Below are 16,004 nucleotides of genomic sequence, written 5' to 3' on the forward strand. Positions count from 1 at the left end.
GGATGTCCCTGTATCCGGGATAGAAATCCGTGAACGACCATAGGTGCGCCAAACAAACAATGTCAAGCGGCTCGATCTGCGCATCGCGCGTTGCTGATGCACTCACGGCGAATAACGCTGCCTTCGCCGCGCTTCGCGCCGGTTGGGAGATGGTTCAAGTCTTGAATTCCGAAATTCGGGATATAGACCCATTTGACGGGATCGCCGGGTCGTGGCAGGCTGCCCCTCGCCATCGGGTCCGGCCGCCGCGGCCGGACCGTCGGTGCCAAAACCCCTCTGGAGGAAATGATGCCCAACCCCGCTTCGCTGGATGCGCGCGCGACGCTGTCCGGCATTCTGCCGCCGGTGACGATGCCCTTCGACAGCCGCGGCCGTGTGGAGCTTTCAGCGCTCAAGGAGCAGATCGATTTCATGATCGCCAACGGTGTCGGCGGTGTCGTGGTCGGCGGCAGCACCGGCGAGGGCCACACGCTGGAACGCACCGAGTTCGCGGCGGTCATGCGGGCCGCCCATGACGCCACCGCCGGTCGCGTGCCCTTCCTGGCCGGCCTCATCGTCAACAGCACGCAGGAGGCGATCGACCGCATCCACATGCTGGAGGGGATGAACATCGCCGCCACCCAGATCACGCCGGTGCACTATCTGTTCAAGCCCGACGCCGAGGGAACGGTGCAGCATTTCCGCACCGTCTACGACGAGACGGGCATTCCCATCCTGATCTACAACGTCATCCCCTGGAACTATCTCAGTTCCGACCTGATGCTGCGGATCATGCGCGAGGTGCCGGGCGTGGTCGGCATGAAGCAAAGCTCCGGGGATCTCAAATCGGTCTCGGATCTGCTGCTCGGCGCCGGTCCGGGCAATGTGGTGCTGTCAGGCATCGATGCCCTGTTGTACCCGTCCTTCGCGCTCGGCGCCCACGGCGCCATCACGGCGCTGACCGCCGCGGTGCCGGGCGTGTGCGTCAAGCTGTGGGACGCGGTGCGGCGCGGCGACCACGCCACCGCGCTCGACATCCACAAGCGCCTGAACGCGCTGTGGAACAGCCTGTACCATGACAATCTCCCGGCCTGTGTGAAGTACATCCAGCACCGGCAGGGCCTCGGCTTCTTCCACCCGCGGGCGCCGATGCAGCCGGTCAGCGACGCGCAGAAGGCCGGCATCGACAAGGCGATGCTCGACCTGCCGCTCTGACGCACGGTTTGTCCGGCACCATCCACCCGGCACCGGCCGCCGCCCGGTGCCGGACGGGCCACCGGGCGGCGGACGATCATGCCGGCGGAATGATCTTGCCGGGGTTGAAGAGCCCGGCCGGGTCAATCGCGGATTTCAGCGTGCGCATCAGCGCGACCGCCTCCTCACCGAATTCCGGCACCATGAACTTGACCTTGCCGTAGCCGATTCCGTGCTCACCGGTGCAGGTGCCGCCGAGCGCGATCGCGTGGAGGCCCAGCCTGGTCGAGAACTCCTCGGCCATCCGCCGCTCCGCCGCCGAGTCCGGATCGATGACGTAGCTCATGTGGAAGTTCCCGTCTCCGACGTGACCGAGTGCCGCGACGGGGAACGGCGCCGCCGCGGCGTCCGACCTGGCCAGCCCGATGCACTCCACCAGCCTGGAAATGGGAACGCACACGTCGGTGCCCCAGATCCGCGCGCCCGGCCGCAGCGCCATGACGGCGTAGTGGAAATCGTGCCGGGCCTGCCAGAGCCGGCTCCGTTCCTCCGCCCCGGCGGCCCAGGCGAAGGCGGAGCCGCCATTCTCCACCGCGATCTCGCCGGTTCGTGCCGCCTGCTCCCTGACACCGGCGTCCGATCCGTGGAACTCGAAGAACAGCGCCGGCGTCTCCGGGTAGTCGAGACCGGCGAAGCGGTTCACGGCGACGATCCCCACCGCGTCCACGAACTCCACGCGCGCGACCGGTATGCCGGACTGTATGACCTGGATGGCCGTCGTCACCGCGCTTGCGGCGTCGGGGAAGGAGCAGACCGCCGCCGTCACGGCCTCCGGGATCCCGTGCAGACGCAGCGTCACCTCGGTGATGACGCCGAGCGTGCCTTCGGAGCCGACGAACAGCCGCGTCAGGTCGTAGCCGGCGGAGGATTTGCGGGCCCGGTTCGCCGTCTTGACGATGCTGCCGTCCGGAAGCACCACGGTCAGGGCCAGCACATTCTCCCGCATGGTCCCGTAGCGCACGGCGTTGGTTCCGGATGCGCGGGTGGCGGCCATCCCGCCGAGCGTCGCGTCGGCACCGGGGTCGACCGGAAAGAACAGGCCGGTGTCGCGGATGTGGCTGTTGAGCTGCTTGCGCGTCACACCGGCCTGGACGGTGACGTCCATGTCCTCCGGCCTGACATCCAGGATCACGTTCATGCGGCCGAGATCGATGCAGATGCCGCCGCGCATGGCGGCGGTGTGCCCCTCGAGCGACGTGCCCGCGCCGAACGGCACGATGGGCGTGCCGGTTTCCCGGGCGAGTTTCACCACCGCGGCGACCTCCGCCGTGGTGCCGGGAAAGCAGACGACATCGGGCGGCATCGATGGGTGGTAGCACTCGCCCTGCCCGTGAACGGTGAGATCGGCCGGCCGGGTCGAGACCTTGCCGCCGACGATCGCGGCGAGGCGATGCAGCGTGTCGGGGGCGAGGGGGGTGCGGTCCGGTGGGGGCTGGATCGGGGACATGGCGGTCTCGCTCGTCAGTCAAGGCCGAACAGACGCGGGAGCGTCAGCACGGTGGCGGGAATGTAGGTGATGATCATCAGCACCGCGACGGCCGCGATCATGAAGGGTCCCATGCTGCGGACGATGCGTTCCAGGGGAACGCCGGTGACGATCGACCCGGTGAACAGCGCGGCCCCGTAGGGCGGGGTGATGAGGCCGATCACCAGGTTGAAGACGACGACCACGCCGAAATGGATGGGGTCGACGCCCAGCTTCACCACCAGCGGCATCAGCATCGGCACGATGATGAAGATCGCCGGCAGCATGTCCATCACCAGCCCCCACACCAGCAGGAACAGGTTGATGATGAACAGGATGACGTAGCGGTTGTCGGTGAAGCCGAAGATGGTGGCGGCGATCAGGTCGGGCACCTTCTCCGCCGCCAGCACCCAGGAGAAGACGCTGGAGGCGCCGGACAGCAGGAGGACCGCCGCGGCAAGCGCGCCGCTGCGGATGAGGAGGTGGAGGATGGTTGCGGCGTCGATGCCGCGCCGCCGGCTGAGCGCGAGCAGGATGAAGCCGTAGCCGACGGCGCCCGCCGCCGCCTCCGTGGGGGTGAAGACGCCGGACAGGATGCCGCCGAGGATGATGAAGGGCATGGCCAGGAACGGCAGGGAATCCGCCATGATCCTGACGAGGGGGCGGAATGCCAGCGGTTCGCTGCGCGCCGGCTCCATACGGCGGGAGGTGACGAAGATGACGATGGCCATGGCGATCGCCACCATCACGCCGGGCACCGCCCCGCCCACGAGCAGCCCGCCGATGGAGGTGCCGGTGATGGCACCGACCAGCACCATGGGAATGCTCGGCGGGATGATGGCGCCCTTGATGGAGGCGGCGACCGCCAGCGCGGTGCTGAAGGGACGGCTGAAGCCGCCGCGCTCCATCATCCTAACCTGCATGCGCCCGAGACCGGCGATCTCCGAAATCGCCGATCCGGAACAGCCGCCGAACAGCATGCTGGACACGATGGTCACGTAACCGACGCCGCCGCGGAAGCGGCCGACGACGACGTTGGAAAAGGCGAGCATCTTCTCCGCCGTGCCGGACACCACCATCAGGTCGCCCGCAAGCATGAAGAAGGGGATGGCGAGCAGCGTGAAGCTGTCGATGCCGATGAAGAACTGCTGGACCACCAGGTACAGGGGCTCTCCGACGACAAGAAAGTAGACGATGGTGCTCGCCAGCATCGAGAAGGACAGCGGCATGCCGCTGACCATCAGCAGGACGAAGGTGATGATGAGAACGGTGAGGGGGCTGATCATGGACCGGCCGCCTCCCCGCCGAACCCTTCGGTCAGCCGCGGCTGCAGGTAACTTCCGGCAAGCTGGAGCAGCGCGAGGAACGCGCCGACGGGATAGGCGAGATACACCCAGAAATAGGAGATGCGGAGCGACGGGGTGCGCATGATGGCCTCTTCCAGCGCGAGATCGACGCCGTGCAAAAGCAGGACGAGCAGCGTCCCGATGACCGCGGCATCGACCAGGACGCGCAGGGAACGACGCAGCGGGAGCGGCAGCAGGTCCGCGATCAGCGTCAGTCGGGGGTGCTGGTCGAGCCGCAGCGACACCGCACTGCCGATCAGCACCAGAAAGAACATGAGGAGCCGTGCGCATTCCTCGCCCCAGAAGATCGGCGCGTGCAGCACGTAGCGGGCAACCACCATGTGGATGACCAGAACGGACATGAGCAACAGGATGGCGCCGGTGAGAAGGGCGGTCGTCCAGAAGACGAGCCGGTCGGCGAAGCGGTAAACGGTGTGCAGCGTGGACATGGGGGTGTGTCTCCGTACCGGAGGGCGGCACGTGGTGGTGCCGGCCCTGCCAGTGGTCGTCAGCGGGAGACCTTGGCGACGTGGGCGAAGAAGCCGTCAACGAACTCCTTGCCGTATTCCTTCTCGGCCCAGCCGCGCACGGCGGTGGTGGTCGCCTTGCGGAAGCCTTCGAGCTGCCCGGGCGTCGGGGTGTACACCTGCATGCCCTGCTGTTGCAGCGTCTTCAGCGCGACCACATCCTGGACGGCGCCGATGCCGGCATAGGCCAGCGAGGCTTCCCGGTGCGCGGTCAGGACCGCCTGCCGCAGGTCCGCCGGCAGTCCCTGGTACCATTTCTCGTTCACGAAGATGCCGGCGATCGTCATCAGATGACCGGACAGCGTCAGGTGCTTCTGCACCTGGAAGTATTTCTGCTGCAGGATCGTCGCCAGCGGGTTCTCCTGCCCGTCCACCACGCCGGTCTGCAGGCTGCTGTAGAGCTCCATGAAGGGAATGGGTGTCGGGGTGGCACCGAGCGAACGCATCATCTCCTGGTGCGGGACGATCTCCTGCGTCCGCATCTTCAGGCCCTTCAGATCGCCGGGTCCCTGAACGGGCTTGGCCGCGGTGGTGAAGTTGCGGAACCCGTAGGGCTCGAAGCCGAGAATCCGGACCCCGGTCTCCTTCGCGATCGTGTCCAGCAAGTTCCGGACATAGTCGTTTTCGGTGGACAGCACCTCGACCATGTTCGCACGGGTCGTGTAGAGGAAGGGCAGATCGATCACGCCCAGCTTCGGGTAGTAGAGGGACGCGAACACCCCCGACGAGAAGCTGGCCACGCCGATCGTGCCGCGACGGATCTGCTGCGCCATCGACTTGGCGTCGCCGAGCTGAGCGTTGGGAAAGAGGTCGACCTTCATCCGTCCGCCGGTCAACCGCTCCAGCGTGTCCTTGAAGACGTAGGCATGCGCGGCGGCTGCATTCTCGGACGGCTGGTCCACGTCGGCGAACGAGTATTTGAGGGTGTGTTCCTGCGCCGCCGCGGGCAGCGCGGAGACCGCGGCCAGCGACAGGACGATGCCCGCGATGATGCTCTTCATCCGTTTCCTCCTTCGACCCCGGCCCCGCGCGGTGGAATCGCGTTGTGCCGGTGATTGTCATGTCCCGTGGGCCGCCGTGGTCAGCGGCGATCGAGCGCGCCGTCGTTGCGGCGTCCGAATCCCATCGGGTTGTCGTGGCAAGGCGGTTCGGAACAGGAGGCTCCGGTTGCGGATCGGCCGCAGTCCGCCACCGCCCGGTCCCGTTGGTCACTTCTTGTAGCCGACGGCGTTGATCACCCGCTCGGTCATGGCCTCATGCTCCTTCAGGAAGGCGGCAAGCTCGGCACTGCCGCGCCACTGGAGACCGAAGCCCCGCTCCTTCATTCCCTTCTGGAAGCGTTCGCTTTCGTAAGCGGCCTTCACGGCGTCCTCGATGGCGGCGACCAGCGCCGGGTCCATGCCGGCCGGACCGGCGATCGCGCGCCAGGTGCCGCCCTCGTAGGTCCGGCCCACCTGCTCGCCGACGGTGGGAACCGCCGGGTAGCGGTCGAGGCGTTTCCCGCTCATGACGCCGACGCTGCGCACCCGCCCGGCCGCCGTGAGCGCGTCGGTCTCCGGCAGCGAGCAGAGGACGACGTCGACCCCGCCCGCCGCGAGCTCCTGAAGGCCGGCCGCGGAACCGGGCGCCGGGATCAGGTTGACCTTGGACACGTCCACGCCCTGGTCGAGCAGCAGCGAGACGAAGGGGATGTCCCAACTCGCGTTGCAGGTGCCGCCGCAGGAGATCTTCAGGCTGCCAGGGTCCTTTTTCAGGGCGGCGATGATGTCCGGCACGCCCTGGAAGCGGGAACCCTTGGCGACATGGATCGCGGCCGGGTCGGCGTTGAACTGTGCGACCGGCGAATAGCTGGCCGCGGTGAAGTCCGCCTGTCCGAGAAGGCGGTACTGCGCGAAAGGCGAAAGCTGACCCAGCGTGTAGCCGTCCGGCCTGGCCTTCACGTAGGTGGTCATGCCGACCACGCCGCCGCCCTGTGCCTGGTTCACCACGGTGAAGGGCTGCCCCGTCCGCGCTTCGAGTTCGCGCGCCAGCAGCCGCATCGTGAAGTCGCTGCCGCCGCCCGCCCCGGCGATGACGATCAGGGTGACCGGCCGTTCCGGCCATGCCGCCATCGTCGGGACGGACCACGCCGTGGCGGTCGCGACAAAGGCCGCGACCGAAAGCGCAGCCTTCCAACCGGACACCATCGAAGGTCCCACTGTTTCCTCCGCTTGCTTGTTTTCGATGAGTTTGATCCCACAATACGGGATATATGAAGTGACTATCCTATAATGCGGAATGATGGTCAAGCGGATTTATGACACATCAATCGTGTTGACAGCGGCTCGTACGGCGGTTATAGCCCGCATAGTGGGACAGCATGAAACCCACATAGTGGGATTAACTGGAGAACGCACCCAATGTCCGAATCCTTGACCGGCATCATTCCTCCGCTCGTCACGCCGTTCACGGCCGATGGCGAGATCGACGAGGCCGCCTATCGGGCCGAAGTCCGCTTCATGCTCACGAAGGGGGTGAACGGCCTCTGCGTGGGCGGCAGCACGGGCGAGGGGCACACGCTCTCGACGGAGGAGCTGGTCCGTCTGGTGGGCGTCTGCATCGAGGAGGTGAACGGCGCCGTTCCGGTGGTTGCCGGCATCATCGTGAACAGCACGCGCGACGCCATCGCCAAGGCGAAGGCGATGGCCCATCTGCCGGTCGCCGCCCTGCAGGTGACGCCGGTCCACTACGTCTTCAAGCCGGACGAGGACGCCACCTACGCCCATTTCGAGGCGTTGGCATCGGCCACCGCCTTCCCGATCATCATCTACAACGTCGTTCCCTGGAACTACCTGCCGCCGCCGTTGCTGGTGCGGATCATGAAGGGCATGGACCAGGTGATCGGCGTGAAGCAGAGCGCCGGCGACCTCAAGCTGATGGCGGACCTGCTCAACGCCAGGCTTCCGGGCAAGATCGTCCTGACGGCCGTCGATGCGCTGCTCTACCCGTCCTTCGCGTTGGGAGCCCACGGCACCATCGCCGCCAACCCCGCCGCCGTTCCGGGGGTGACGGTCAGCCTGTGGAACGCGGTGCAGAGCGGCGACCACGCCCGCGCCAAGGAGATCCACACCGCGCTGCTCTCCTTCTGGAACACCATCAACGGCGACAATCTGCCGGCCTGCGTGAAGTACGCGCTGACCCGCCAGGGATGTCCCTGTGGCCTGCCCCGCATGCCCATGCCGGCCCCCAGCGCCGCGCAGAAGGCGGCGATCGACGCGGCGCTGGCCCAGGTGCTGGTCTACGACACGACCGTCGGGCGCGCTGCGGCCTGACACCGCGGCGCCCGGCGCCCTGTCCTCGACCGATCGGTGGAACTGGCGGCAGGCAGGCTTGCCGCCTCTTTTTTGTGCCGGCTGTGGCCGCCCGGCGATGGCGATGCTAGTATCGGGGCGGACAACGCACGGGGAATCACCGCTTGCAAACCAAGAACGTCAAGTCGGCCGGCAAGCTCCTTGCGGTTCTGGAGTGTTTTTCCAGCCTCGACCGCCGTTTGTCGGTGGCGGAGATCGCGCGGCGGACGGCGTTGCCGCGCAGCACGGCGCACCGCCTGATCCTGGCGCTCAAGGAGATCGGTTTCCTCGAGCAGGACCGGTCACGGGACGAGTACCGTCTGGGCATGAAGCTGTTCGAGCTGGGGTCCATCGTCCTGTTCAACATGGACCTGCAGCGCGAAGCCAAGCCCTTCGTCGAGGCGCTGGCCAGCCTGACGCGGGAAGCCGTCCATCTCTGCGTGTTCGACGGGTCGCGCATGGTGTTCGTCGAGCGGTCCTCCGGCGGCCGGACCGGCCAGAACAACGCCACCATCACCATGGAGACGACGCCCTGCCATTGCACCGGCGTCGGAAAGGTGGCGCTCGCCTTCCAGCCGGACGCGGTCATCGACCGGGTGATCGGGTTCGGTCTGCCGGCCTACACACGCAACACGATCACCGATCCCACGCGTCTGAAGGAGGAGCTGGCGGCGACCCGGGCGCGTGGCTTCGCGCTCGATTTCGGCGAGATCGAGCCAGGCCGCAACTGCGTCGCCGCGCCGATCCGCAACACCGGCGGCCAGGTCTTCGCCGCGATCTCCGTCAGTGGTTCGTCGACGCGCCTGCGGCCCGAGACGCTGGAGCAGCTCGCCCCCATCCTGACCAGCCATGCGGAATCGATATCGCTGCGGCTGGGCTACAATCCCGACGAGGCGCGTCCGGTGACCGGAAAGGCGCGGGGCCGCCGCACCGCCCGCCGGAAGGACGAGGAGACCGCCCCTTCCGGTGCGGCCTGAGCCCGGACACCGGACCACGCCGGGGCGTGGTCCGGTACCTCCCCTGTGGGGATCAGCGCAGGGCCGGCTCACCCGCCGGACGGCGGGCCGGCAGCAGATGGAGCGCGACGGCCGCCACCCAGGCGAGGATGGTGATCACGCCGAGGGTGCCGCCGATCGGACGCTCGAAGAAGATCATCAGGTCACCGTGCGATTTCAGCATGGTGGTCATGAAGGTCTGCTCGATCAGCGGACCCAGGATCAGGCCCAGGATCGCCGGCGCGATCGGGATGCGGTTGGCCTCCATCACGTAGCCCAGGACACCGATCACCCCGATGATGCCGACCGCGAACAGCGTGTTGTCCACCGAGAAGGCGCCCAGGATGCAGAACATCAGGATCATCGGCGACACATAGGCGGCTGGAAGTCGCAATATGGCACCGAAGGCGCGGATGCAGAGGATGCCCAGCGGGATCATCAGGATGTTGGCGATGAAGAAGATCGCGAAGATCGTGTAGATGGCGCCCGGATCGTTCAGGAACAGGGTCGGGCCGGGGTTGATCCCCTTCAGGAACATGACGCTGATGACGATGGCCGTGATGGCGTCGCCGGGAATCCCGAACACCGTGGCGGGGATGTAGGCTCCCCCGAGACTGGCGTTGTTGGCCGCGCTCGCCGACATGATGCGCTCCACCGCCCCGTCCTGGTCGTCCCGCCGTCCCAGGCGCGAGGCGCGGCGGGCCACCGCGTAGGAGATCCAGGCCGCGATGTCGGACCCCGCGCCGGGCAGGGCGCCGACCAGCGTGCCGATCCCGCTGCCCCGCAGCAGGCCTGTCCGGTGCCGCCACATCGCCGGACCGATGCCGCGTACGATCGGGCCGATCCGCGCCGGGGCCTTCTCCGCCTGCGGATCGGCCAGCGCGCCGCGCAGCAGCTCGGAAACCGCGAACATCCCGATCAGCACCGGAATGAGCCCGAGGCCGCCCAGCAGGTTGGTGGAACCGAAGGTGAAACGCGGCGTACCGGACACCGGATCCATCCCCACCGTCGCGAAGGCGAGCCCGAGCAGCAGCGAGGCGAGCCCTCGCAGCAGCGACGGGCCGGCCACGAAGGTGGCGCAGCTCAGGCCCAGGGCCGCCAGCCAGAAATACTCGACGCTGCTGAACGACAGGGCGATGTCGGCCAGCAGCGGCGCGGCCAGGGCCAGCACGGCGGCGCTGGCCAGCCCGCCGGTGGCCGAGGCGAACAGGCCGGCGCCCAACGCCAGCGCGGCATGGCCGGATCGGGTCAGGCCATAGGCGTCGTCGGTGTAGGCGGCCGATGCGGGCGTGCCGGGCATGCGCATCAGCGCGCCCGGGATGTCGCCGGCGAAGATGGCCATGGCCGACGCCGTGATGATGGCCGCCACGGCCGGGATCGGGTCCATGAAGATGATGATGGGCACCAGCAGTGCCGACGCCATCAGCGCCGTCAGTCCGGGAATGGCCCCAAGGACAAGGCCGTAGACCGCCGATCCCGCGATGACCAGCATCAGGTTGAGGTCGAGCAGACGCCCGAGCACATCCTCCAGGATCACCATATCAGCCACCCCGAAACGCTCTGGAGAGGTCCCCACGGCAGCGGGACGTGCAGCACCGACGCGAAGACCGCCGTGAGGACGATGGAGGAGAGGAGGCCCACAGCGAGACCCCGGAGTGGACGGACCCCTGCGATCACCAGCATCGCGACGAAAATGATCGTCGAGGTGAGGAGAAAGCCCATTCCATCGACGAGCGTGATGTAGGCGGCAATGGCGGCGGGCACCGTCAGGAAGCGCAGCGGCCCGCGCGGGCTGGCCGACCAGTCCGGCCACGACACCAGCCGATCCGCATGCACCGTGCGCAGCCCGATCAGCCCGATGGCCCCGCCCACCAGCATCAGCCCGATTCCGATCAGCGACGGCACGAAGCCGGGTCCATAGGCGAGATGACGGGGCGGTTCCAGCGTCCAGGCGTAGGCGGTGACGAAGACACCGACGGCCAGGAAGAACAGGCCGACGAAGACATCGTTGACTTTCATGAATGCCTCTGGTCCCGGGCTTCGACCGCGGGTGGCGGCGGAAGCTGTGTGGATGGGTTGGGGGAGGGGATCACTTGACGTAGCCGAGCGCCTTCATGACCCGCTCGGTGTCGGCCTCGTGTTGGCTCATGAGATCGGCCAATCCCTTGCTGTCCAGCCACTTGACGCCGAAATTGGCCTTGGCCATCGCGGCGCGGAAGGACGGGCTGTCCACGGCCTTGCGGATGGCATCCTCCCACCGCGCGCGGATGTCGTCGGGCATGCCGGCCGGTCCGCCGATGGCGCGCCATGTGCCGCCATCGACCGGCGTGCCGATGGCCTGCGCGGTGGTCGGCACGCTCTCGAAGCCGGGGACCGGTGTCGGGCTGAGCACGGCGAGCGGACGCAGACGGCCACCATTCATCAGGGCCGCCGCTTCGGGCAGGGAGGCGGTCTGGAAATCGACACCGCCGGACACCAGCTCGGTGAAGCCGGTCGCGGCTCCCTGACCCGGTATCCAGGCGATGCGGTTCACGGCGATCCCCTGGTCGAGCATCAGGCCGGCGACCGGGATGTCCCAGACGCTGCCGCAACCGCCGCTGCAGTGAATCCGGTACCGGGCAGGCTCGGCCTTGAGGGCGGCGAGCGCCGAGGCGAGATCCTTGAAGGCCGACTTGCCGCCGACCAGCAGGGCCGAGGAATCGCCGTTGAAGTTGGCGATCGGGGTGAAATCCGTGGCGGCGAAGTCGGCCTGTCCCATCGCCTTGTACCCGGCGTAGGGAAAGAGCAGCCCGACCGTATAGCCGTCCGGCTTCGCGCTTCTGATGGAGGTGAGCCCCACGACACCCCCGCCCTGGCCCTGGTTCACGATCGTGATGGGCTGACCGAACGTCTTCTCGATCTCGCGGGCGAGGATGCGCGTCGTGGTGTCGCCGCCGCCGCCGGCGGCCGCCGGCACGATGATGGTCAAGGGCCGATCGGGGAAGGCTGCCTGAGCCGCACCGGGCAGCAGCAATCCTGCGAGAACGGCCATGGCCGTGAATCTGGCGAGCATGTTTCCTCCGCATACTTTAGCATTCTTGGAACGGACTATCCGGAGCACGGCTGAATGTCAATCCCACAATGTGGGTTTCATGTTTCCGGCACGATATTGCATTCTCGCAAGCAGGGTCGTTGATCGGGTATCAGCATGAAGCTGCTCATACCGTATTGTGGGCAATTGCCGTGAAAGGACCGGCCCCGCATGTTCGGGCAATCCGGGTTGCCGTGCCGGCTGGATGCAGATGCGCATGTTGCCGGCTGCCATGGCTGGATGACGCGGCAACGGCTTCCTGCACCAGGCCTTCCACATGTTCAACTTATTGGATTTCAAAGGAGGCTAACTGCCCCTCTTAATGGTTATTTTGAATAGAATCACGCCATTTATTGTGCGCGAACCATAACTTTTCCGCATGATGTCGGGGATCATTATATATTTGCATTTATGCGCCCCTGAACGGAAAGTTTCCGCATGACACTGCCGCACAGACGTACAGCCGGACGGGATGTGGAATGACGCAGCAATCGACACAGGATTGGAAAAGCCGGGCCGAACAATTGTCGATCCGCAAAGGTGCCTTCATCGGAGGCGCGTTCGTTTCGGCATTGTCCGGCAAAGTTCTGCCTTGTCTGTTTCCGGGAACGGGAACCCTGGTTGCGGAGGTTGCGGCGTGCGACGCGGAGGATGTCGACCGGGCCGTCCGCGTCGCGCGGGCGGCGTTCGACTCCGGGGTCTGGTCGCGGATGGCCCCGGCCGACCGCAAGAGGATCATGCTGCGCTTTTCCGAGCTTCTCCTGCAGAACCGTGAAGAGCTGGCGCTCCTGGAGACGCTGAACGTCGGCAAGCCGATCACCAACGCGCTCAACGGCGACATTCCAAGCGCGGCCAACTGCATCGCCTTCTACGCCGAGGCGGTCGACAAGATCTACGGCGAAGTGGCGCCGACCGCCGCCGACCTCACCACCCTGGTGATGCGTGAGCCGCTGGGGGTGGTGGCCGCCGTGGTGCCCTGGAACTACCCGCTGTCGATGACCGCCTGGAAGGTCGGGCCGGCGCTCGCGGCGGGCAACTCGGTCATCGTCAAGCCCGCCGAGCAATCGCCCTTCACCGCGCTGCGGATGGCCGAGCTGGCGACCGAGGCGGGGGTGCCGGCCGGCGTCCTCAACGTCCTGCCGGGCTATGGCGAGACCGCCGGCCAGGCGCTCGGGCTGCACATGGACGTGGACTGCGTGACCTTCACCGGCTCCACCGAGGTCGGGAAGCTGTTCCTCCAGTATGCCGGGCGCTCCAACGCCAAGCGCGTCAGCCTCGAACTCGGCGGCAAGTCTCCGCAAATCGTCCTGGATGATTGCGACGACTTGGATGCCGCGGCCAGGGCGGTCGCCGCCGGGATCTTCACCAACGCCGGGCAGGTCTGCAACGCCGGCTCCCGCCTGATCGTCCAGGAGGGCGTGCGCGAGGCGTTGCTGGAGAAGGTGATGGGGCACGCCCAGGTCCTGACGCCCGCCGATCCGCTGGACCCCGCCACCCGGCTGGGGCCGCTGGTGAGCGAGGAGCAGATGACCCGCGTCCTCGGCTACATCGAGGGTGCCCGGCGCGACGGCGCGCGGGTGGTCACCGGCGGACGGCGCGTGCTGGCGGAGAGCGGCGGCTGGTTCGTCGAGCCGACCGTCTTCGACCGCGTGGACAACGCCATGGCGATCGCCCAGGAGGAGGTGTTCGGCCCGGTCCTGGCATCGATCGCCGTGTCCGGCTTCGACGAGGCGCTCGCCGTCGCCAACGACACCGTCTACGGCCTCGCCGCTTCCATCTGGACGAAGGATGTCCGCAAGGCGCACCGCGCCGCCAAGGAAATCCGCGCCGGTGTCGTCTGGGTCAACTGCTTCGACAGGGGGACCATGTCGGTGCCCTTCGGCGGCTTCAAGCAGTCCGGCTTCGGGCGCGACAAGTCCCTGCACGCGATCGAGAAGTACATGGACTGGAAAGCAGTCTGGTTCGCGACCTGATCCCCGAAGGAGGATTGAGCGATGACAAAAACGAATGAGAACAGGGAGTTGAACGCAGCCGTGACCGTCTCCCGACGGTCGGTGCTGCTGGGTGCCACGGTGGCCGTGGCGGCGCCCATGATGATCGCCGGCCGCGCCCGCGCCGACAGCACGCTCACCGTCACCTGCTGGGGCGGCGACTACCACAAGGGCATCGACAGCATCTTCGCCAAGCCCTTCACCGCGGAAACCGGCATCCCCGTCCGGCTGGTCGACAACGCCGACCTCGCGCGCATGAAGGCGCAGGTGCAGAGCGGCCGGCTGGAATGGGACGTGTTCGACAGCGTCGGCCCGCAGATCACCGCCGGTGCGAAGGACGGTCTGTGGGAGCCGGTGGACGAGAAGATCGTCAACCGCTCCGACCTCGTCGTTCCCGGCGGAACGCACTATGTCGGCACCTACATGTTCGCGGGCGGCCTCGCCTTTGACCCGAAGCGCACGCCCGACGCCAAGGCGCCGGCCGTCTTCAAGGATTTCTGGGACGTCAAGGCCTACCCCGGCCGGCGGGGCCTGCGTCCGCGCATCAGCGAGACGCTGGAGATGGCCTTGATCGCCGACGGCGTGGAACCGGCGAAGCTCTACCCGCTGGACGTGGAGCGGGGCTTCGCGGCGCTCGACCGCATCAAGCCGCACATCAAGAAATGGATCGAGGCGACGCCGCAGACGGTCACCCTGATCACCGCCAACGAGCTGGATTTCACCTACAGCTACATCAGCCGTGTGCGGCCGGCGCAGATCGCCGGTTCGTCGATCGCCATCTCCACGCGGCAGACGCTGAACTCCCTGGAGTATCTGGCGGTGGCGAAGGGCACCGCCAACCGCGAGGCGGCGATGCGCTATGTCGACTTCTGCCTGCGCCCCGACCGGCAGGCGGCCTTCGCCGAAACGCTCTTCTTCAGCCCGAACTCCAAGCGCGGGCTGGCGGCGGCGAGCGCCGAAGCGCGCAAGTACATGCCGGACACGCAGAACCCGGCGAACGCCGTCGTCGATGACGAATGGTGGGCGCAGAACTACTCCGCGCTCCAGAAGCGCTTCACGGAGTGGCTGCTGATCTGACGCGGGACGGGGAGGGGGCGGGCGGCCATCGCCGCACCGTTCCCTCCGCACAACGCCGCTCCCGCTTGGACGACGGCCGCGCATCGGCGCGCCGAACGGCCGCAATCCATGGTGACGAGGTCATCGCCCGATGAATCATGCCCTCGATACGCGCCACGCAGCCCTGCTGCTCGCGCCGCTCACCCTTCTGATGCTGCTGTTCTTCCTGATGCCGGCCCTGTCCATCGTCTGGACCAGCGTGCATGGCGGCCAGCTCGACCTCGCCGCCTACCGGGAGCTGCTGACCAGCGCGCTGTTCCGGCGGGTGCTGGCGACCACCTTCGAGATCAGCATCGAGGCGACGGCGCTGACGCTCGTGATCGGCTACGCCATCGCCATGCATCTGGCCCGGCTCACGCCGTCGGCACGTGCCGTGATGATGATCTTCGTCATGCTGCCCTTCTGGACCAGCATCCTGGTCAAGAGCTTCGCCTTCACCATCGTGCTCGGCGATGCCGGGCTGGTGAACCGCGCGATCTCCTGGCTGTTCGGGACCGAAACGCCGATCCCCATGCTGTTCAACCGCGTCGGCGTGGTGCTGGGCATGCTGAACTTCCTGCTGCCGTTCATGGTCCTGCCCGTCCTGGGCAACCTGCTGGCGCAGGACCGCACGCTGCAGCGCGCGGCGGAGACGATGGGCGCGGGCCCGGTGCGCATCTTCCTGCGCATCACCCTGCCGCTCAGCCTGCCCGGCGTGCTGTCGGGGGTGCTGATGTGCCTGTCCCTGTCGGTCGGCTCCTACATCACGCCCGCGCTGCTGGGCGGGCGGACGGACATGATGATGGCCAACCTGGTCGATTTCTACACCCGGCAGACGCTGGACTGGCCGGCCGCCTCGGCCATCGCGATGGTGCTGCTGCTCATCACCGCGCTGATCGTCGTCCTTCTCACCCGCGTGCGCGGCGGCAACGTCGAAGTGTTGTGAGGTCGTG

General features: G+C 67.2%; 14 protein-coding genes. 6 read left to right on the forward strand and 8 right to left on the reverse strand.

Features of this window, described 5'->3' with window-relative positions; translation table 11 throughout:
- Positions 1-288 precede the first annotated feature (288 nt).
- Complete coding sequence (locus HL658_RS15450; RefSeq protein ID WP_180282646.1) at positions 289-1,194, forward strand: dihydrodipicolinate synthase family protein; 906 nt, start codon at positions 289-291, stop codon at positions 1,192-1,194.
- Positions 1,195-1,270: 76 nt separating this feature from the next.
- Here HL658_RS15450 and HL658_RS15455 read toward each other — a convergent pair whose 3' ends face one another.
- From HL658_RS15455 to HL658_RS15475, 5 genes are all read right to left on the reverse strand, one after another.
- Positions 1,271-2,680, reverse strand: a complete 1,410-nt coding sequence (locus HL658_RS15455) for an FAD-binding oxidoreductase (RefSeq protein WP_180282647.1) — start codon at positions 2,678-2,680, stop codon at positions 1,271-1,273.
- Positions 2,681-2,694: 14 nt separating this feature from the next.
- Positions 2,695-3,984, reverse strand: coding sequence for a TRAP transporter large permease (locus HL658_RS15460; protein ID WP_180282648.1), 1,290 nt, complete (start codon positions 3,982-3,984; stop codon positions 2,695-2,697).
- Positions 3,981-4,493, reverse strand: coding sequence for a TRAP transporter small permease (locus HL658_RS15465; RefSeq protein ID WP_180282649.1), 513 nt, complete (start codon positions 4,491-4,493; stop codon positions 3,981-3,983). The genes HL658_RS15460 and HL658_RS15465 overlap by 4 nt, the downstream gene beginning before the upstream one ends.
- A gap of 59 nt (positions 4,494-4,552) precedes the next feature.
- Complete coding sequence (locus HL658_RS15470; protein ID WP_180282650.1) at positions 4,553-5,572, reverse strand: TRAP transporter substrate-binding protein; 1,020 nt, start codon at positions 5,570-5,572, stop codon at positions 4,553-4,555.
- A 207-nt stretch (positions 5,573-5,779) separates the two neighbouring features.
- Positions 5,780-6,769, reverse strand: a complete 990-nt coding sequence (locus HL658_RS15475) for a tripartite tricarboxylate transporter substrate binding protein (RefSeq protein ID WP_343055126.1) — start codon at positions 6,767-6,769, stop codon at positions 5,780-5,782.
- Between the two features lie 201 nt (positions 6,770-6,970).
- On the opposite strand from HL658_RS15475, the gene HL658_RS15480 reads away from it, so the two are divergent.
- Positions 6,971-7,882 carry a dihydrodipicolinate synthase family protein gene (locus HL658_RS15480; RefSeq protein ID WP_180282652.1) on the forward strand — a complete coding sequence of 304 codons (912 nt, stop codon included), beginning with the start codon at positions 6,971-6,973 and terminating at the stop codon, positions 7,880-7,882.
- A gap of 143 nt (positions 7,883-8,025) precedes the next feature.
- Entirely contained in the window at positions 8,026-8,877 is an 852-nt protein-coding gene (locus HL658_RS15485; protein WP_180282653.1) for an IclR family transcriptional regulator, read from the forward strand.
- 52 nt (positions 8,878-8,929) lie between these two features.
- Here the strand turns inward: HL658_RS15485 and HL658_RS15490 are convergent, their stop codons facing one another.
- The 3 genes from HL658_RS15490 to HL658_RS15500 all read right to left on the reverse strand — a co-directional run bounded on the left by HL658_RS15490 (position 8,930) and on the right by HL658_RS15500 (position 11,947).
- On the reverse strand, positions 8,930-10,435 hold the full coding sequence (locus HL658_RS15490) for a tripartite tricarboxylate transporter permease (protein ID WP_180282654.1): 1,506 nt from the start codon (positions 10,433-10,435) through the stop codon (positions 8,930-8,932).
- Positions 10,429-10,914, reverse strand: a complete 486-nt coding sequence (locus HL658_RS15495) for a tripartite tricarboxylate transporter TctB family protein (RefSeq protein ID WP_180282655.1) — start codon at positions 10,912-10,914, stop codon at positions 10,429-10,431. Before HL658_RS15495 ends, HL658_RS15490 begins: the two co-directional genes overlap by 7 nt.
- A 70-nt stretch (positions 10,915-10,984) precedes the next feature.
- Complete coding sequence (locus HL658_RS15500; protein WP_180282656.1) at positions 10,985-11,947, reverse strand: tripartite tricarboxylate transporter substrate binding protein; 963 nt, start codon at positions 11,945-11,947, stop codon at positions 10,985-10,987.
- Between the two features lie 497 nt (positions 11,948-12,444).
- Here HL658_RS15500 and HL658_RS15505 point away from each other — a divergent pair, with 497 nt between their 5' ends.
- The 3 genes from HL658_RS15505 to HL658_RS15515 all read left to right on the forward strand — a co-directional run bounded on the left by HL658_RS15505 (position 12,445) and on the right by HL658_RS15515 (position 15,997).
- Entirely contained in the window at positions 12,445-13,938 is a 1,494-nt protein-coding gene (locus tag HL658_RS15505; RefSeq protein ID WP_180282657.1) for an aldehyde dehydrogenase, read from the forward strand.
- Between the two features lie 21 nt (positions 13,939-13,959).
- Complete coding sequence (locus tag HL658_RS15510) at positions 13,960-15,033, forward strand: ABC transporter substrate-binding protein (protein WP_180282658.1); 1,074 nt, start codon at positions 13,960-13,962, stop codon at positions 15,031-15,033.
- A 130-nt stretch (positions 15,034-15,163) separates the two neighbouring features.
- The gene (locus tag HL658_RS15515; RefSeq protein ID WP_180282659.1) at positions 15,164-15,997 is read left to right on the forward strand and encodes an ABC transporter permease; all 834 of its coding nucleotides are present in this window, start codon (positions 15,164-15,166) and stop codon (positions 15,995-15,997) included.
- Positions 15,998-16,004 lie beyond the last annotated feature (7 nt).

The organism is Azospirillum oleiclasticum (assembly GCF_013423485.1).
Classification (GTDB): Bacteria; Pseudomonadota; Alphaproteobacteria; order Azospirillales; family Azospirillaceae; genus Azospirillum; species Azospirillum oleiclasticum.